The sequence below is a fragment of the Sphingobium sp. FG125 genome (assembly GCF_057809795.1).
On record NZ_JBMDKQ010000005.1, the window covers coordinates 79,849 to 99,051 of the forward strand.

The 19,203-nt window shown below is 63.3% G+C and carries 15 protein-coding genes; 5 read left to right on the plus strand and 10 right to left on the minus strand.

Translation table 11 applies throughout. The features are described from left to right. From iolB to ACODSR_RS06420, 6 genes are all read right to left on the minus strand, one after another. Positions 1-825, minus strand: a complete 825-nt coding sequence (gene iolB / locus ACODSR_RS06395) for a 5-deoxy-glucuronate isomerase (RefSeq protein WP_489074779.1) — start codon at positions 823-825, stop codon at positions 1-3. Then, positions 822-1,715, minus strand: a complete 894-nt coding sequence (gene iolE / locus ACODSR_RS06400; RefSeq protein ID WP_489074781.1) for a myo-inosose-2 dehydratase — start codon at positions 1,713-1,715, stop codon at positions 822-824. Before iolE ends, iolB begins: the two co-directional genes overlap by 4 nt. Continuing rightward, positions 1,712-3,547: a 3D-(3,5/4)-trihydroxycyclohexane-1,2-dione acylhydrolase (decyclizing) gene (gene iolD / locus ACODSR_RS06405; RefSeq protein WP_489074783.1), complete on the minus strand. Its 1,836-nt coding sequence runs from the start codon at positions 3,545-3,547 to the stop codon at positions 1,712-1,714. Before iolD ends, iolE begins: the two co-directional genes overlap by 4 nt. After that, positions 3,544-5,475, minus strand: a complete 1,932-nt coding sequence (locus ACODSR_RS06410; protein ID WP_489074785.1) for a bifunctional 5-dehydro-2-deoxygluconokinase/5-dehydro-2-deoxyphosphogluconate aldolase — start codon at positions 5,473-5,475, stop codon at positions 3,544-3,546. The genes iolD and ACODSR_RS06410 overlap by 4 nt, the downstream gene beginning before the upstream one ends. Beyond that, positions 5,472-6,782 (minus strand): serine hydrolase domain-containing protein, encoded by a 1,311-nt coding sequence (locus ACODSR_RS06415; protein WP_489074787.1) that lies wholly within the window; start codon positions 6,780-6,782, stop codon positions 5,472-5,474. Before ACODSR_RS06415 ends, ACODSR_RS06410 begins: the two co-directional genes overlap by 4 nt. A gap of 89 nt (positions 6,783-6,871) precedes the next feature. Continuing rightward, a complete protein-coding gene (locus ACODSR_RS06420) occupies positions 6,872-8,140 on the minus strand; it encodes an MFS transporter (RefSeq protein WP_489074789.1) in 1,269 nt (422 codons plus the stop codon). A gap of 178 nt (positions 8,141-8,318) precedes the next feature. Between ACODSR_RS06420 and iolG the strand changes: the two genes are divergently transcribed. The 3 genes from iolG to ACODSR_RS06435 are packed head-to-tail and all read left to right on the plus strand — an operon-like array spanning position 8,319 to position 11,082. After that, positions 8,319-9,320, plus strand: a complete 1,002-nt coding sequence (gene iolG, locus ACODSR_RS06425) for an inositol 2-dehydrogenase (RefSeq protein ID WP_489074791.1) — start codon at positions 8,319-8,321, stop codon at positions 9,318-9,320. Beyond that, positions 9,317-10,234, plus strand: coding sequence for a TIM barrel protein (locus ACODSR_RS06430; RefSeq protein ID WP_489074793.1), 918 nt, complete (start codon positions 9,317-9,319; stop codon positions 10,232-10,234). The genes iolG and ACODSR_RS06430 overlap by 4 nt, the downstream gene beginning before the upstream one ends. Next, positions 10,216-11,082 carry a MurR/RpiR family transcriptional regulator gene (locus ACODSR_RS06435; RefSeq protein ID WP_224546322.1) on the plus strand — a complete coding sequence of 289 codons (867 nt, stop codon included), beginning with the start codon at positions 10,216-10,218 and terminating at the stop codon, positions 11,080-11,082. The genes ACODSR_RS06430 and ACODSR_RS06435 overlap by 19 nt, the downstream gene beginning before the upstream one ends. A 64-nt stretch (positions 11,083-11,146) precedes the next feature. Here the strand turns inward: ACODSR_RS06435 and ACODSR_RS06440 are convergent, their stop codons facing one another. The 3 genes from ACODSR_RS06440 to ACODSR_RS06450 form a co-directional block, all read right to left on the minus strand. Beyond that, positions 11,147-11,830, minus strand: a complete 684-nt coding sequence (locus tag ACODSR_RS06440; RefSeq protein WP_489074795.1) for a nitroreductase — start codon at positions 11,828-11,830, stop codon at positions 11,147-11,149. Between the two features lie 68 nt (positions 11,831-11,898). Continuing rightward, positions 11,899-13,542, minus strand: coding sequence for an AMP-binding protein (locus tag ACODSR_RS06445; RefSeq protein ID WP_489074797.1), 1,644 nt, complete (start codon positions 13,540-13,542; stop codon positions 11,899-11,901). Continuing rightward, positions 13,539-15,263: a CocE/NonD family hydrolase gene (locus ACODSR_RS06450; protein WP_489074799.1), complete on the minus strand. Its 1,725-nt coding sequence runs from the start codon at positions 15,261-15,263 to the stop codon at positions 13,539-13,541. The genes ACODSR_RS06445 and ACODSR_RS06450 overlap by 4 nt, the downstream gene beginning before the upstream one ends. A gap of 692 nt (positions 15,264-15,955) precedes the next feature. On the opposite strand from ACODSR_RS06450, the gene ACODSR_RS06455 reads away from it, so the two are divergent. Then, positions 15,956-18,388, plus strand: coding sequence for a TonB-dependent receptor (locus ACODSR_RS06455; protein WP_489074801.1), 2,433 nt, complete (start codon positions 15,956-15,958; stop codon positions 18,386-18,388). A 116-nt stretch (positions 18,389-18,504) separates the two neighbouring features. Next, entirely contained in the window at positions 18,505-18,900 is a 396-nt protein-coding gene (locus tag ACODSR_RS06460) for a HipA N-terminal domain-containing protein (protein WP_489074803.1), read from the plus strand. Here the strand turns inward: ACODSR_RS06460 and ACODSR_RS06465 are convergent. Further along, positions 18,811-19,116 (minus strand): helix-turn-helix domain-containing protein, encoded by a 306-nt coding sequence (locus ACODSR_RS06465; protein ID WP_489074805.1) that lies wholly within the window; start codon positions 19,114-19,116, stop codon positions 18,811-18,813. The two genes, ACODSR_RS06460 and ACODSR_RS06465, sit on opposite strands and share 90 nt — an antisense overlap. Positions 19,117-19,203: the final 87 nt, after the last annotated feature.

Below are 19,203 nucleotides of genomic sequence, written 5' to 3' on the forward strand. Positions count from 1 at the left end.
TCAGTCTCCTGTTGCGTTGTCTGCCATGGCCGCGCGCACGATCCATGCGTGCGCAGGGTCGTTGGCGAAGACCCAGTTGCGACGAGGCCCTGCCATGACATTTAGATAATAGAGGTCGTAGCCATGTGCGGCCCCGACCGGATGATAGCCACGCGGCACCATGACGACGTCGCCATCCTCCACCGCGATCGCCTCGTCGATCGATCGGTCGTCGGTGTAGACACGCTGGAAGGCAAAGCCCTGCGGGGGCGACAACCGGTGATAATAGGTCTCCTCGAGGAAGGTCTCCTCCGGATAGGCGTCGCGATCATGCTTGTGCGGAGGATAGCTGGACCAATGGCCGCCGGGGGTTATCACCTCGACCACGAGCAGGCTCTCGGCCTCCGCCTTGTCGTCCAGGATGTTGCGCACGAAGCGCGTGTTTGTGCCTTGCCCCCGCGTTTCCAGGCCGACATCTTCTGGCGGGATCAGGCGCAGTCGGCCCCTGCCGGTGGCGGGTGCGGTGCAGATAGCGATCTCGGTAACGCTGTCCGCCTCGATCCGGTAGGGCGTTCCGGCTGGCACATAGACCGAGCTGGCCGGACCGTCGAATACGTTCGCGCGCCGGCCGATGCCGGTGAAGCGCTCGTCGCCGCCGGTGACGCTGATCGTGCCCGAAAGGATGACGAGGCAAGCCTCACGACCGTGCTCTGTTCCCGCAAAGGTTTGGCCCGGTGCCAGCCGGACGACCCGAAAGCCGATATAGCGCCAGCCCGCACTCTCCGGCGTGATGTCCAGCATGACGCCGCTGGCGTCGGGCACATGGCTGCGGACGCGCAGGCTCATATGACCAGCTCGGCTTCGCGGGCGAGACGCCTGAGCGTGTCGAGGCCCAGCTGCTGGTATGTGCGCGGATTCGCGATCGCAGGATCCTGCTCCGCCTCGATCACGATCCAGCCGGTATAGTCGACCCCGGCCAGCGCCTGCATGAACGGTGCAAAGTCGTAATCGCCATCGCCGGGCGTCGTGAACATGCCACCGATCACACCGTCCAGAAAGCTGCTGCCGTCGGCGAGGAACGCCTGGTGCCGGGCAGCGCGCACATCCTTGCAGTGAACGTGGTTCACCCGTTCCAACCGCTCCTGCACGACGGTGACCGGGTCGATGCCGCCGCAATAGGCGTGGCCGGTGTCGAGCACCAGTCCGACATGGTCGCCCGTCACCTCGAAGAAGCGGCGGAGTTCGGCGTCGGTCTCAACGACGGTGCCACAATGATGATGGTAGGCGAAGCGCAAGCCGCGCCGGTTGACATGGGCTGCGACCGCATCGAGCCGCTGGCCGAAACGCACCCACGTATCGCCGGCAAGCTGCGGATGGGTGTCGAGCCGGCTCGATCGGTCGCCGTGCACCGCGTTGGAGGTTTCGGCGAGGATAAACACGCTCGACCCCATCGCCTCCAGCAGCGCGAGATGATCCGCCATCGCTTCGATCTCGGCATCGGCGTCGCGGGTCAGCAGGCTGGACGAATACCAGCCACCGACGATGTCGAGCCCATAGCCCGCCATGATCGGCTTCAGCGTGGCGGCGTCGCGCGGGAATTTGTTGCCCAGCTCGACACCGTCGAAGCCAATCTCCTTCACGTCGGTCAGCAGTGCGTCGAGCGTCGTGTCGCCGCCCAGTTCGGGCAGGTCGTCATTGGCCCAGGCGATCGGGCTGGCACCCCAACGGATAGTCATTTCACTTGTCCCTTCCTGGAATCCTCGTAGCGCGCTCTCGCCGTCAGCACGTCCGGGCGTGTGGACACTTCCGCCACGGCGACATCCCACCAGTGGCCGCCGGTCGCCGTCGTGGGAACCGGATCGGTATCGATCACGACGACATAGCTGATCGGGGATGCAGCGGCGCGCCCCAGCGCGGCATCGAGTTCGGCCAGGCTCGCCACCTTCTCCGCCGCCGCACCTAGGCTGCGGGCGTGGGCGGCGAAGTCGATGGCGGGCAGCATGTCGTGCCGCGTATCGGCGAGCAGGTTGTTGAACGGCCGTCCACCGGTCGCCTGCTGCAACCGGTTGATGCAGCCATAGCCACGGTTGTCGAGCAGCACGACCGTGATCTTCAGTCCCAGCATGACCGAGGTCGCCAGTTCCGAATTGAGCATCAGATAGCTGCCATCGCCGACCATCACGACCACGTCGCGCGAAGGATCGGCCATCTTCACGCCCAGCCCGCCGGCAATCTCGTACCCCATGCAGGAAAAGCCGTATTCGACATGGTAACCGCCGGGCCGGTGCGCGCGCCAGAGCTTGTGCAACTCACCGGGCAGGCCCCCTGCGGCGCTGACGATCACCGTGTCATCGCCCGCCTGTCGCCACACCGCGCCGATTACCTGCGCGTCCGACGGCAACGTGTCACCGGGTGCCGTCGCACTCTCGAAGGCGGCGTTCCATGTCGTCAACGCAGCGGCATTGGCCTCGCGCCACGCCGCTGGAACCTGCCAGTCACCGATGTGGGTCGTCAATGCCTCAATCACCGCGCGAGCATCGCCGACCACGGCGTGCGCATGGTGTTTCGCCGCGTCGTGGGGCGCGACGTTGACCTGATATAGCGCGCCGCCGAACAGCGTGCGGGAGCCAGTGGTAAAATCCTGCAACCGCGTGCCGATGCCGATCACCAGGTCTGCCGCTGCTGCCGCACGATTGGCAGCGCTGGTGCCGGTGACGCCGATCGCGCCCAGTGCCTCGGGCTGGTCCCATGCCAGCGCGCCCTTGCCCGCCTGGGTCTCTGCGACGGGTACGCCCGTTGCCTGCGCAAACGCCGCCAGCGCGGCTTCGGCGCGCGAATAGAGAACGCCGCCGCCGGCGACGATCAGCGGGCGCTTCGCCGCGCGGATCGCATCAACCAGCGCACCAACTTCCCCCTCGTCGGGCCGGGGCCGCCGCCGCCGCCACACGCGCCGCGCGAAGAAGCTTTCTGGCCAGTCATAGGCTTGCGCCTGCACGTCCTGGCACAGGGCCAGCGTCACCGGCCCTGCGGATACCGGATCGGTCAGCACTGCCATCGCACGCGGCGCGGCGTCGAGTATTTGTTCGGGCCGGGTGATCCGGTCGAAATAGCGGCTGACCGGGCGGAAGCAGTCGTTCGCGCTAACCGTGCCGTCGCCGAAATTCTCGATCTGCTGGAGCACCGGATCGGGGCGGCGGCTGGCATACACGTCACCGGGCAGAAACAGCACCGGCAGGCGATTGACGTGCGCCAGCGCGGCGGCGGTCACCATGTTGGTGGCGCCTGGCCCGATTGAGGTGGTGCAGGCCATTGCACGCTCGCGCCGGTCGGCCTTCGCGAACGCGATGGCGGCGTGGGCCATGCCCTGTTCGTTGTGCGCGCGGTAGGTTGGCAGCGTGTCGCCGACGTCGGCCAGCGCCTCGCCCAGCCCCGCGACATTGCCATGGCCGAAGATCGCCCATATGCCGGCGAAGAACGGAACCTCGCCTGAGGCCGTGACGACGTGTTGCGCGGCCATCCAACGCACCAGCGCCTGCGCGGTCGTCAATCGGATCGTAGAGGCACTCATGCCGCCTGCCTCGCACGGGCTGTCCGCCAGCCCATCACCAACGCGTGAAAATTTGCAGCCATCTCGTCTACAGCCTGCTCATCATTGATGATGCCCCGCAGCCACCGTGCTGCCGGTTTTGCCCAGATCGTCCGTCCGACAGCGAAACCCTTTACCATCGAGCTGTTAGCCGCCGCCGCGAAGCTCGTGATAAGCGCGTCCTGCGTGGCAGCTAGGCCCAGCAGCACGATGCCACGGCAATCGGGATCATGCTTGCGGATCACCGCCTCCACTGCGGTCCAGGCCGCCGGTTCACTGGCCGGCTCCAGCTTCCACCAGTCCGGATATACGCCAAGCGCATAAAAATGCTCCACCAGATCCGCCATTGTCGCGGTAGTTATCGCGCCATGCTTGGACGCGATCACCTCCAGCAGCAATTCGTGCCGCGTGTGTCGGCATGCCTCGAACAGCCGCAGGATCTGGCGATCCTGAGCCTCGCGCAGCGCAGGTGCGTCGTCAGGATGGTAAAAAACCAGGCACTTGACGACATGGTCGAGCGGCCAGTCGGCCAGGATCGTCGCCGCTTCGCGCCCACCCTCGAATTGCAGCGGACGAGAGCCGGGCAGTTCGATCGGTCGGCCGATCCAATAGGGCGTGTCCGCTGCCGCCTCCAGCGCGCGGGCACCGTAGCGGCCGTCGGCCAGCAGGCCAAAGCCGTGGTTCTCGCACGCCACACGCTCCAGCGCGCGCAGCGCCAACTCCTTGAATCGGGGCACGCGGTCGAGGTTTTCAGTCCCCAGCGCCTCAACCAGCTCGGCAAACTGACTGCGATGGTCGATCGCGAGTACGTTCAGGTCGGGATAATCCGCGTGACGGTTGGTCGACCAGTGCGCCTGTTCCAGCACCGCGCTATCGCGCAGGCGGCGCGGCCAGTCGTCGCGCCCAAGGAACGTCTGCAGTTCCTCCCAGCTTGGTTCGGCGGGCGCGCAGCCGTGGCGCGAGACGACGAGCGCGCCGCACGCATTGGCATAGGTGCAGCAGGTCTCGATCGATTCGCCGCGCAGCCATCCGCGCAGGAACCCTGCCATGAAGGCGTCGCCCGCGCCCAGCACGTTGAACACCTCGATCGGGAAACCGCGCCCGACGATGCCGCCATCAAGGTCATCCGGTATCGCGCCCGGAAAAGCCACGCACCCGTCGGCTCCGCGTTTGCAGACCAGCAGCGCGTCGCTGGCCGCGCGGATCGTGTGCAGCGCCGCCAGCGTGTCGGTCGTGCCGCCCAGGATATGAATCTCCTCCTCGGTGCCCACGATCAGGTCGCAAAGCGGCAGCACACTTTGCAGCTTGTTGGTCACGACCGCACTTGCGACGAAACGGTCCTCGCCATTTTCCTTTTGCGCCAGGCCCCATAGCACCGGCCGATAATCGATATCGAAGATCACCTGCCCGCCAGCCGCCTTGATCGCCCGCGCCGCCTTGAGGCTCGCGGCACGCACGTCGGGGCGCGACAAATGCGTGCCATTGATGAGAAGCGCGCCGGCCGAAGCGACGAATGCGGGGTCGATATCGTCTTCGCACAGCGCCATGTCCGCACAATTTTCCCGATAGAAGATCAGCGGGAAGCTGTCAGGATCGCGGATGCCGAGGATGACGAGTGCGGTCAGGCGATCGGGATCACTGACCACGCCTGACACGTCCACGCCTTCGCGTTCGAGTTCTTCGCGGATGAAGCGTCCCATATGGTCAGCGCCGACACGGGTGATCAACCCCGTCCTCAGCCCCAGCCGCGCAGCGCCCACCGCCGTATTCGTAGGACTGCCGCCGATATATTTGGCGAAGCTACCCATGTCCTCCAACCGACCGCCGATCTGCTCGCCATAAAGGTCGACGCTGGACCGGCCCAGGGCGATGAGGTCCAGAGGTCTGGCCGCAGCCACTGTTTCGCTCATCCGACTTCTCCCCCTTGTTGCCACTGGCCCGCTTTGGCTGACAGGATATCGGCCACCAGCCCGCGGCTGCGGAATTGCAGTGACAGACGCTCTGCATCCGCCAGCAGCTGGATCAGGCAAACGAACGCAATATCGTTGGTCGGGTCGATCCAGAACCAGCACCCCGCCGCCCCGTCCCAGAAATAGGTGTCGCGTCCCAGCCGAACGTCCGCCGCCACCGGATCGGTGACGACCACACCGTTATAGGCATATTCGTAGCCTGGACGCAGGACATGCGGTGCCGTGCCGAATGCGCCGGTCAGGAGGTCCGATGGCGTGTGGCTGCGCGTCATCTCCGCGACCGCCCCGGCGCTCAGAATGCGCGCGCCTTCGAGTTCGCCCCGATTGAGCAGCATCCGTGCAAAGCGCAGATAGTCGCCCGCCGTCGACACCAGCCCCCCGCCCCCAGACGCAAAGGCGGGAATGCGCTCGTAGGGCAGCACGAGGTCGCGCGCCGGGACATGCGCCATGTTGTCGTAGGGCATCGGCCCCTCGACGCTCGCTTCCACCAGGGCGTCGCCCGGCAGCACATACAGGCTGGCGAAGCGGTCGCGCTTTGGCTCCGGCACGAGGAAGTCGGTATCGACCATCCCGAGCGGCGCGAAAATTCGTTCCATCATAAAGTCGCGGAGCGACACACCGCTCAGCCGCTCGACCAAGGCCCCCTGCACATCCATTGCGACGCCGTAACGCCATCCCGTGCCCGGATCGAAAGCGAGCGGCGCGCGCGCGAACCGCGCGAGATAGTCGGCAAGCGGCAGGCTGTGCGGGAGGCTTGGGACTCCCGCCGCGCGGAACGCGCGATCGACTGGCTCGTCGCTGAAGCCATAGGTAAAACCGGCGCGATGCGTCATCACATGCTCGATCAGCAGCGGGTTTCGCGGCGGCGAGAGAATTGCAACGCCGTCCTCGTCGACGCCGCGCAGCACCTGTAACCCTGCAAGCTCCGGAAGATGGTCCTCCAGCCGGTCATCGGGTGCCCACCGCCCTTCATCACGCAGGATCATCATCGCGGCCGCCATGACCGGCTTGGTCATAGAGAACAGTCGGAAAATGGTATCCTGCCGCATTGGCGTGGTCGTGGCCACGTCCTGCCATCCGATTACCGAGTCATGCGCCAGTCCGCCGCCATGCCAAGCCAGCGTTACGGCGCCACTGAGCAGCCCGCGATCGACCACGTCGCGGATCATCGCATCGATAGGCGCCCAGCCAGCTGCGCTGTCGACCGTCGACGCGTCGAGATACGACCGTTCCGTCACCACTTGCATGTCGAGACCAACTCCAGAATGATATTTCTATAACATAGTTTAATAGAACAACTACTGCAAGCTTGCAATGTTTGAACCGCGCTTTGCGTTCAGCGCGCGATGCGAATCCGGATCGCACACACGCCCGCCAGCGCAGCGATTGCCGCGCCGAAAACAAACAACGCCGGATAGCCGCCGGCTTCGATGATCGACGCAGCGATCGCTGGGGAGATGACCCCGGGGGCGGACCCCGCCGCAAGAAGGATACCTAGGTCGCGTCCGGCGGTCTCCGGCGTCGGCAGGACGAGGGTGGCAAGCTTCAGGTCCAGTACGAAATAGGCGCCGAAGGTCAGCCCGATGCCGAGAGCGAAAGCGAGCATAATTGGCCAGCTCGCGCTTGCCGCTGGCAGCAGGGTGACGATCGTGGCAGAGAAAGACGCGAGTGCGACGACAAGCGCGGTGCGACCAATCCGGTCGGCAAAATATCCCGATCCGATCGTGACCACTAGCCACGTGACCGTCATCACGCTCAACAGGATGCTGACCCCCGCTGCGGCGCTGCCAAAGGGTGTATTCTCCGCACCAATATAATCTTGCACGATGTAGAACATATACCCACTGACCGCAAAATAGCACAGGAACATCAGAAAGCGCGACGCGAGCGCCAGCGCGAAATTGCGTTCCCGAACGCTTGAGAATTGCGCTAGGAAGTTGGTCAGTGACATGGGATGTCGGGGCGGGACCGGCATGTCGACCGACGATGCCTCCGGTTCCAGCAATACCAGTGTCCAGGTCAGGATCGTGAAGGGAACCGCCAGAAGGATGTAGCCTGTGAGCGTGTTCGACGCGAATGCCGCCAGATTGACGCCGCAGAAGATTCCGACCGGCGCGCCGAGGCCGATCGCGGCCGATGCGAAGCCGAGTTCATCTTTCGCGATGCGATCGGGCAGCGCGGCCAGAAGAACCGACTGGTAATAGTTGAGCGCGAACCACAGCATGGGCAGCACCACCGCCAGGAGCACGATGGAGTCGGCGATGCCCATGATCGGCATCAGGATGACGCTGGCGAGCCAGGAGAGCACCAGCGACGGCGTCCGCCGCCCCCAGCGCGATCGCGTCCGATCCGACACGATGCCCCCCGCAAAAAGCGAGATGACCGTTGTGACCGATGCGAGGGTGACCAGCAGCGCCATCGTCGACACCTTGGCGTCAGGCGCAAGCCGTTGCACGACGGGGGGCAGCAAGATGTTCTGCACACCCTGGAAGATAGTGATGAGGGAAGCATAGGCGAGGAACAGCAAAATGGCCAAGCGCCTTGTTTTCGAACGCAGCAGCCTCGCCTGCCGCGCCGACACGGTGAATCCGATCATTTCGGCCATCGCATTTTCCTCTCCCGTGCAGGTTATAGGAACGAAAATATCTGTCAATAAAAGTATAGAATAGAAATTCTATAAATTTCTGGGCGGTGTGGTATGTTTCTGATACATTCCCCTTCCCAACGGGACATCCGATGGCTAGATTGACGGAATATAAATTCTATTTTTATGAGGGTCGGACATGAATGCTATTGCGGTCATCGGGGCCGGCCGGATCGGCAAGATCCACGCCGCCAACGCGGCGGGAAATGCGCGACTGTCGCTGAAATATGTCGTCGACCCTTATGGCGATGCCGCTGGGCTGGCGCGGATGCATGCTGCGCAGAGCGCCGACGTAGAGCAGGTCTGGGCCGACCCCGATGTCGCCGGCGTCGTGATCGCGAGTTCGACCGACACGCACCTCGATTACACGCTCGCCGCGACCCGGGCCGGGAAGCATGTTTTCTGCGAAAAGCCGCTCGATCAGGATGTCGATCGCGCGCTGGGGGCGTTGAAGGAACTGGAGGACGTCGGGCCGAAGGTGCTTCTCGGCTTCAATCGCCGCTTCGACCCGAATTTCTCCAGCCTGCGCGCGCAACTGTCACAAGGCGCGGTGGGCGCGCTGGAGACGCTTCATATCATCAGCCACGATCCCGCTCCGCCGCCGCCAGCCTACATCAAAACTTCGGGTGGCATCTTCAAGGACATGTCGATTCACGATTTCGACATGGCGCGCTGGCTGCTGGACGAGGAGATCGAGAGCGTCTTCGCATCGGCTTCAGTGCTGGTCGATCCGGAAATCGGCGCGGCTGGCGACTTTGACAGCGCCAAGATCATCCTGCGCACCGTCACGGGCAAGCTATGCGTCATCTCCAACAGCCGGCGCAGCGGCTATGGCTATGACCAGCGAATCGAAGCCTTCGGGTCCAGGGGACTGATTCGCGCCGACAATGTGCTGGAAACCACAGTAGAAAGCTGGACCGAGCCAGGTGCGAAGAAGGCACCGTTCGAAAACTTCTTCCTCGACCGCTATGCCGACGCCTATCGAATCGAGATGGACCATTTCGCCGACGTGGTGGAAGGCAAAGCGACGCCTCTGGCGGACCAGCACGACGGCGTCGGCGCGCTGCTGCTGGCACAGGCAGCAGAACGGTCCGCGCGCACCGGCAACGTCATCACGCTTGGAACCGGAGGCGATCAATGAGCGCCGGCAAAGGTCGCTTCCCTGGCGTCCCCTTTCCGCTCGCGGCGTCGAGCGAGATGCTGTTCGTCGATCTGCCGCCGCTTGAGCGTGTGCGCAGGATCGACGCGGTCGGATTCCTGGTGGAGATATGGGACTGGACGCGCCACGATATCGACGCGCTGGGAGCGAGTGGCGCTACTTTCTCATCGATGACCGGATACGTCCGTGGTCGACTCGCCGATCGCGAGGGTGCCGATGAGTTGCTGGCGACGGCGCGCGAATCCGTCACGGTCGCGAAACGGCTGGGCGTGCCCCGGCTCAACCTGCACGGCACCGGCCTGGGCAGCGACGGCCTGCCACTGCGACCGGCGACCGAAATGACGGGTGCCATGTGGCTGCAGGCAGGCGACACGCTGCGCCGCCTCGCCGACCTGGGCGAGGAAGCCGGCGTGACCTTCGTGCCGGAGAATCTGAACGCCGCTGTCGACCATCCTGGCGTGCCGTTCGGCAGGGCAGCCGAATGCCTGGAGCTGATCGCATTCGTCGATAGCCCCTCGCTTCGCCTGATGCTCGACCTTTATCACGCGCAGATCGGTGAGGGGAATCTGATCGAGCTATGCCGCCAGGCGCTGCCCTATATCGGTGAGATCCAGGTTGCCGACGTGCCGGGCCGCTGTGAACCTGGAACGGGCGAGATCAACTATCCCGCAATCGCACGCGCGTTGGCGGACATGAGTTATGACGGCATTGTCGGGCTGGAAGGTTGGGCATCGGGTGACCCCGCCACCGCGCTCGACGCATTTCGTGCCGCGTTCACCGTCGCTCAGGCGCAGGCGGTGACTGCGGTGCCGAGGGGCGATTGGCACGAATGCCATATCGAGAGCGATTATGAAATTGTTGTTCCGAAATCCATTTCATGGTCAATGTCGGCGTGATGCAAACGATGAACACCCCGCCTGAGGACCTGGAAGCCTTCCTTTCCGCCATACGCGAGCGCTATGATGCGCTAAGCGATCGTTTGCAGCGCATAGCCCGGCACATTCTGGACGAACCCAACGACCTTGCTTTCGAAACGGTAGCCGTCGTGGCCGAACGCAGCAACGTGCAGCCTTCGGCTATTGTCCGATTCGCGCAGGCGTTCGGGTTTTCCGGTGCCAGCCCGATGCAGCGCCTGATCCGGGACGGACTGCTCAAGGAGGACCGATCGCTTGGCTATGCCGAGCGAATACGACAGCATCGTTATGCCGCTGCCGGAGAGGCGGAGGGGCCGCGCGAGCTACTGTCCGAATTCGTCAAGGGCAACATCCTGGCGCTGGAGAATTTGAACCACTCGGTGGGAATGCGTGAACTGACCCAGGCCATCGACCTCATCGAGCAGGCCGACACGGTCTATGTCGCCGGTTTTCGTCGCTCTTTCCCCGTCGCCAGCTATCTCACCTACATGCTTGCGCAGGCTGACAAACGGACTGTGCTTGTCGACGGGGTCGGCGGCCTTCACCTGCAGCAAGCCCGCGGCGTGCGCGACGGAGACGTCCTGGTGGCAATCAGCTATGCGCCGTACAGCCTCGAAACGATCGCCCTCGTCGATGCGTTCGCCGGTCATGGCGCGGTGATCGCTATCACCGACAGCGTCATCGGTGCCATTACCAAGGAGGACGCGCTGGTTCTCCAGGTTCGTGAGTCCGAAGTCCGCGGCTTCCGTTCTCTGGCGGCATCAATGTGTCTCGCGCAATCCCTTGCGATAGGGCTTGCCAGCCGCAAGATTACAGGCACCGGCTCCTAGCGACATCATTGCGGCCGCGATGACTGACTGCGCGATGGCCAGCATTGCATCCTGTTGCGAACGCTTAGCGATGTCGAACGACGAACTCGTCGATGCCGGCGCGCTCGGTCACCAGCCCGTTCACAACGGCCCCCGGATCGGCATAGCCCAGTGCCATGCCAGAGACGATCACCTGTTCATCCGGCACCGGCAGGACGCGCCGGACCGCGGCACCATATTCCGCCCAGGCCTGCTGCGGGCAGGTGGCGAGACCGAACGCCGGTGCCAACGTCATTACATTGGTCATGAAATTGCCCATGTCGATCCAGGCACCATAGCCCCAGTCGCGCTCCATCGTGAAGAACAGCCCTACCGGCGCGCCGAAGAAGTCGAAATGGCGCAACAGCGCGCGCTGTCTCCCCGCCAGATCGTCTCGACCGATACCGTAGATCGCGAAGAGGTCGAAGCCGACCTTGCGCCGACGGCTGCGGTAAGGCTCACGGATGTCGGCCGGGAAATAGGGATATTCATCACTGCGCTCCCCGGCGGACGCTGCGGTGGTAACCTCGGCGCACAGTTGGGCGTGCGTGTCGCCGGTCACGACGTGGACCTGCCACGGCTGCATGTTTTGACCTGACGGCGCGCGCGACGCCGCCACGAGTATCCGGTCGATCGCCTCATCGGCTACGGCGGTGGGGAGGAAGGCGCGCACGGAGCGACGGTCGCCGACCGCGTCGTAGGCGGAAACGGTCTTATCGGGTTCCGCCATCGCTCAAACCACCTGCTCGAAAGCCATCGACATAGCTTCGCCGCCGCCGATATGAAGGACGGCCGGCCTCATGCCGGTGCCTTGGTCTTGGCGATTTCCTGGTTGCGCAGCAGGAAACGCTGTACCTTGCCGCTCGGCGTCTTGGGCAGGTCCGCGACGAACTCGATCTCGCGCGGATAGGCGTGGGCGGACAGGCGCGAGCGGACGTGGAGCCGCAACTGATCAGCCAGTTCCGTGCCCGGCTCATAACCTGGCTGGAGCACGACAAACGCCTTGATGATCTCGGTCCGCTCGGGATCGGGCTTGCCGATGACGGCCGACTCGGTCACCGCCTCATGTTCGAGCAGCGCGCTTTCGACGTCGAACGGGCCGACCCGGTAGCCGGACGTCGTGATGACATCGTCCGCGCGCCCGACGAACGAGATGCTGCCATCATCGTTCAGCTCGACCATGTCGCCGCTGCGAAAATAGGCCTTGCCCAGAGCAGGCGTTTCGCGACCATGATAGCCCGTGAACCACATCATCGGCGAGCCAGCGATGTCGAGCGCCAGTTCGCCCGGCACGCCTATGCCCAGCTCCTTTTCTTCAGGCGACAGCACGACCACCCGATGCCCAGGCGTGGCGTAGCCCGCCGATCCGATCCGTACCGGATGATCGAGGCCGTGATGGTTGCACAGGACCATGCCTAGTTCGGTCGCGCCGTAATGATCGTGGACCGTCACACTGAGATTCTGGTCAAACCATCGGATGATCTCAGGGTTCAGCGGCTCGCCCGCGCTGCTCACCGTGCGCAACTGCCCTTTGATCTTCGCCGCCTTCTCCGGGCCGTCGGCCATCAACATGCGATAGGCGGTAGGCGATCCTGCGAGGCTGGTGATGCCATGGTCGGCGATCGTCGCATAGGTCGACTCGACGCTGAACGCTCCTTCGTGGAACAGGGTGGCAATGCCCATCGCCAGGGGACCGATGACAGCATAATAGAGACCATAGCCCCAGCCGGGATCGGCGAGGTTCCAGAAGCGGTCATCCTCGCGCAGGCCGACAGCGTCGCGCATGTAGCTCATGAACGGGGCGACCGCGCGCAGCGGGATGAACATCGGCTTGGGCAGTCCAGTGGTGCCCGATGTGAACATCATCAGGAACGGGTCCTGTGCATCGCACGCAACCGGCTCCAGCCCTTCATCGCGGCCTTCGAGCGACGACCAGAAGTCGCGATCGCCCGATCCCGCCGTCGCGCCGACCTGAACGATGGCCGCCAGATGCTCCAGCCCGGCCAGCTTCGGTCGGTTCGCCCCGTCCGTAACCACCACCCGCGTTTCAGCGAGCGTGAGACGATGTTCGATCGCCTTTGGCCCGAACGCGGTGAACAGCGGCTGATAGGCCGCGCCCAGCCGCCAGGCGGCCAGGATGGTGATGATCAGCTCCGGCGTTCGCGGCAGCAGACCGGCGACCCGGTCCCCCTTGCCCACACCCAGTTCCGCCAGCATATGCGCGAACTGCGACGACCGCTGTTTCAGTTCGGCGAATGTCCAGTTGCGGGTTTCGCCGGCCGGATCGCGGTGACGCAGCGCGACCCGGTCTCCGTCACCGGCATGACGATCGCAGCAGACCTCCGCCGCGTTCATATGCCCGGCGGAGTCCATCGCCACCGATGCCAACGCCGCTGCCGCATCGAAACTGGCCGCCGCTATGCTATAGTCCTGGCGGCTCATGCTGACATCTCTCCGCTGACCGGGACCACCGGCAGCTCGATGAAGGAGGGCCGATCGGCATCATGGAAGATGCGCTGCTGCGCGACGCGCATCGCGGTGCCGTCCTGATCGCCGGTGTTGAGATTGCGGTCCCAGCGGGGGAAGCAGCTGCTGGTCACCTGCACGCGGATGCAATGTCCGGGCAGAAACACATTGCTGGTCGACCATAGGTCGATCTCGTGGCGATCGATCGCGTCCGCGCCGGTCACGACGCGCGTGATGCCGTCGGCCAGGATGATCGAGCGTCCGTCGGGATGCACGTCGCACAGCCGCGCGACCCAGTCGGTCGATGGCGCCGAGCTCGCCGCGTGCAGGACGACGCGGATACGGCCAGTCACTTCGACCTCTTCCGTCAGTGGCGCGGAGGTAAAGATCAGCACATCGTTGCGCGCCTCGACCGGCGCCTGGTCCAGCGGCCCGGCTGGGTAGGCTGGTGCCATGACAAGCGGGCCGCCGAGCGTCGGCACAGGGTCGGCGGGATCATAGGTGAAGGTCGAGACAGCTTCCGCCGCATCCGGCCTGCGTGTGGTCAGGCCGCCGCCGCTGCGCAGAAAATGCTGCTCGGTGCGGGCGCGCGCCAGTGGCCAGGCTGGCTCGTCGCGCCATTCGTTGCGCCCCATCACGAAGATCCGCACCGGCGTGTCGGGTAGCGCCACCTCGGCATCGGGTGTTAAGTGGCGCCGAAACCACGCCAGCTGGAAGTCATTCGTGTCGCCGTGCGGATGGACGGGGGCATAGAGCCGCGACGCCATCGCGCCGAAGCACAGGTCGCCGATGGGATCGCGGAAGATGCCGTGCGTCCACGGGCCGACCAGAAGCCGCGCATCCTTGCCCGCCGCCGCCATCGCGACGTAATTGTCCAGCGTGCCCTGCAGGAAGATGTCATACCAGCCACCCCAGTGGAGGCTCGGCACGTCGATCCGGTCATGCTGACCGGCCACCCGGCACCATGCCACCGTCTCGGGCTCGTCGATCGCGCGGATCGCGCCCAGGCCCGGCAGCTTGTATTTTTCGAGCGTCGGGCTGCGGCGAACGGGCAAATCCCAATAGCCCCGGTCTTTCATGCCGTCGACGTCGGCGAGCAGCTCCCCGCCCAGGCGCGCCTTCTCCTCGGGCGGGAGCGTAGGGTGCTTGACAATATATTCGAACCCCATCTGCATCGTCCACGGCAGTTCGACGCCCCATTCGATCGCGCCGCCACGGCCGTAGAGGCCGTCCATTGGATCGCACCACGTCACCATCGGCGAGATCGCGCCGAGCGACGGGGGTTGCGCCGCTGCGGCCATCCATTGGGTATTGCCGACATAGCTGCCGCCGAACATGCCGACGCGACCGTTCGCCTTGGGCAGGCGGGCCGCCCATTCGACACTGTCATGGCCGTCGTCATATTCGTGGCGGAACGGCATCCACTCGCCCTCGGACCCGCCGCGGCTGCGGGTGTCCTGATGCACGATGATGAAGCCCTTTTGCGCCGCGCGAACAGGTTCCAGAACCATCAGGTGATCCGGTGCCGCCCGGCCATAGGGCGTGCGCGACAGCAGGACAGGCCACGGCCCCGGACCTTCCGGCGTGTAAACGTCGGCGCGCAGGATGGTGCCATCGCGCATCGGCACCGGCATGTCGGCTTCCACGGTCACCGACATTGACCGCTCCAGCCGGTCGATAGAGGCCTGCTTCGTCATCTCTCTCTCCATCGATCCTTACTTTCTTGTTCGCGGTATCGCCGCGCTACGAACCGCTTGGTGTCAGCCGCATTCAGTTGCGCCGCTTCTGACCATGTCGCACTCGATCAGCGAGTCTGCGACGTTGCCCGAACACGCCCTCGCGCACTAGATACGCGCCGTCGCGGCAATGCGTTCATATCTTCTTTGCAGCTCACCATCCCGACCAGGATGAAATAGAATTTTTATTCCGTCAAGAGCACCGCCGGAATTTCGACTCATTTCGCTGATTCCTCAATGCCAAACTCAATACCAGCAACGAAGCGAGGAGCGATCAGCCAACCAGGTGCCGGTCGCCAATATACCTTGCGCCATCGGCGGCGATAGGACGTCTCGCCTTTGCGCATCCCCCATTGGCCTTCGCCCAATCTCTTGATGCCCCCGCGTCTATCGGCATTGAGCCGTCGGCCAAGGACGCCATCTAAGCACCTCGATTTCACTCAGGGAATCCCTGCTCCGGTCATGTAACAAGGTCACCCCAAGCCGAGCGCGTCCGCCTGCTACAATAGCCCGACCTGGCCCAGTCAATGTCGGGTTTCAGAAGCGGCCCATCTGGAGTCACTGTTCCATCTATATGATTGACAGAATATATATTCCTATTGTAGCGAGGATGACCACTTGAGTTTGGCAAAAAAATGAACGGGAGGATTCAAATGAAAAGCAAGCGCGCCCTGCTGGGCAGTGTCGGTGTGGTCGGCATGCTGGGAGCGGTCGCTGCACCTGCACATGCGCAGATGACGGCAGAGGCTCCGGCTCCGGCTCCGGCGGCGGATGCCGAGCTGACTTCCAGCCCATCGCAGGCCATGTCCGCCACTTCTGCGCCAACAGGAGCAAGGCAAGCGGCATCCACCGGCGGCAAAGGGCTGGAAGACATCATCGTCACGGCACGCCGACGCAGCGAAAGCGCCCAGACCGTTCCCGTTGCCGTCAGCGTTGTAAGCGCTACTGCCCTTGAGCAGCATCAGGTTCTCAATGCCTACCAGCTCGTGAACCTGACCCCGAGCTTGCAGGTGCAATCGAGCAATCAGCAGACTGGTGCCGTCAATTTCGCTATTCGCGGTATCGGGACGACAGTATTCGGGCCGCAGGTTGAATCGAGCGTCGGTATCGTCATCGACGATGTCGCCATGAGCCGCCCGCAATTCGGTAATATCCAGTTTTTCGATCTTGAGCGTGTGGAAGTCCTGCGCGGGCCTCAGGGAATGTTGTTCGGCAAAAACGCGGCAGCAGGCCTGATCAATATCGTCACGGCCCAACCGAAATTGGGGCGGACCGAACTGTTGGCCAACGCCCAGTATGGCAACACGAACGCGCCGGGATCCGGCAATATCGCTACGGTCCAGGCAGCGGCCAACCTTCCCGTCACGAATAATTCAGCGATTCGGATTTCCGCGTTCGTCACGCGTCAGGATGCCTATGTTCGCGACGTGGCGCTCGATCAGAATCTCGGCAATACGGCCTATGGCGGACGCCTCAAATTTCTTTGGGAGCCGAGCGATGCTATCCGCCTAACGCTCGCGGGCGACTATCAGCATTCCAAAGGGCCGGGTGAAGGCGTTCTCGTGCATCGTTTCACGGCACCGGGCGGCTTGATCGATACGATCAACGCTTCCAATGGCGTTTTTGCATCGCCCAATAATACCCGCATAGCCACGGATGTCCCCAATGACAACGATTCCGACGTCTATGGGGTGCAGCTCAAAGCGGAATTGGAATTGGGCGGCGGCTTTACGTTGACCAACGTCCTTGCATACCGCAACTACAAGATGAACACGTCAATCGACACTGATACGACCACGGCCGACCTCTTCAGTATCAACACCGGAGGTTTCAGGCGCCATCAAACGACTGCAGAAATGCGCCTTTCATCACCACAGGAAGGCCGGTTCAGCTATCAGTTGGGGGCCTTCTATCTGAACCTTGTCGCTCGAGAGTTTCTCCTGCAGGGAGCAAACCTCGGTGCGCCGGTTCCCCCCGGGCTGTCGCTCCTTGGCGGATATCAGGATGCCACATCCCCGACCAAGAGTTATGCCGGATTTTTCGAAGGTCAATTCAAGCTCACAGAGAAGCTGGGACTGACCGCGGGGGTCCGCTACACGCATGACGATATCGGCTACAGTCTGGACCTGACCAACCCCGTGGCAATCCTACCGCTATACGGTCCTGACACCCATTTCACACGTCGGCTTACCAAGAATAATTTGTCCTATCGCTTTGGTATCGACTATCAGATCGCGTCGGAGGTGCTTGCCTATGCTACCTACTCGCGGGGTTATAAGGGTCCGACATTCGACCAGCTAAGCGGTACCACTGTCAATCCCGAGATACCCAAGAGCATCGAACTGGGCCTCAAGTCCACGCTTCTGGACCGCAGGCTCCGGTTGAACGTGGCGCTGTTCGATACAACCTTCGATGGCTATCAAACTCAGGCGCAGAAACAGGGTACAGCGGCCGGCTTCATGAACCTTAACGCGGGTCAATTGAAGACCCGGGGCGTCGAAGTCGAATTTACCGCGCTGCCGTTCGAAGGCCTGACGATCAGCGGCGGCACGACGTATAATCATACCGAATATAAGGACCTGTCCGGCATTCCATGTTACTATGGTCAGCCGTCAGGCACGAGTGGCACGAATGTCTGCATTCCAAGCGCTATCCCCGGCGCTCCCGGCACTACCGACGTCAGCGGAAACCCGCTTGCAAATGCGCCGCGATGGACCACGACTGCAACGGCCCGTTACGAGCACCCTGTTTCGGGTAATTGGATCGGCTTTTTGCAGGGTGACGTTTACCACCGCAGTTCCTTCTACTTCTCCCAGACTAACGATCCGAACTTGCGCGTCAAAGCGAATGCGATTGTCGGCCTTTCGATCGGTGCCCGCAGTGCCGACGACCGGCTGTCCCTGACGGCCTTCGTGCGTAACCTGTTCGACAAGCGCGTGCCCAGCTACATTCTTGCCGATCCGGTCGCCAATTTCTATACGGGTTCCACGGGGCAGAGCGACGGTGCGTTGGGCGGCAATTACTGGCATAATTTCGGCCCGAACTCATTCCGCACCATCGGTGTGACGCTGAATTATCGCATGTAACGGTTTGGCGCCGACCTCACCCGTGCGGTGAAGGTCGGCGCCCGTCTACCCAACGGGCTGATGACATCACAGGGAATCGAGGGTCATACCGCCTCAAGTCGCAAGCGCCGTAACTGATGCCCTGGGACTTTTTATCTGAGAGGTTCGAGTCCCAAAAGGCTCGAAATCGCCGGTTTGGATTACCGCCCTTCTTTGCGAACCTGCTGCCAGAGGACAAGCTGCGCGAGGCGATGGAAAAGCATCACGCAGGTGCCTTCCGTCCGGCCAATGATTTCGACCTGTTGGCGGCGCTCGGCGCGGATCTGCCGGGAGCCGTCCGGGTCCTGCCGAGCGACGGCACGAAAGTAACGTCGCAGGATAGTGCAAAGGGATCAGGAACATTCTTTGCGTTGCCGCGCGTACACCCTCGACAATTTGCTGCTTCAGCCTTCAACCAGCCGCCCCAGGCAGCGATAGGGGATGAATGTCGATCTGCCGATCTTGACGGTCTCGATCTCGCCGGACTTGATTAACTCGTAAAGCGTCGATCGGGGGATGCCTGTAAACTTCACCGCCGTGGAGACCCGCACGCTGATCGGCTCGGTCGGCAATGTCTCCAGAGCGGCGAGGGCTTCCTGCCTCGCCTGTCTGCGCTCTTCGATGGTCGGCGATCTCGTCATGGCCGCGATCGCAGGCAATTGAGCGTCATAGCGTGATCCTTCCAGCCAGCCTCTCGAACGCGGCAACATGCAAGGGCTCGTCACGCTGGCACGAGGTCCACGCGCGGTTGTCGAGCGCTTAGCGGAATCCTTCAGTGCGAAGGGCACAGCGTGCCG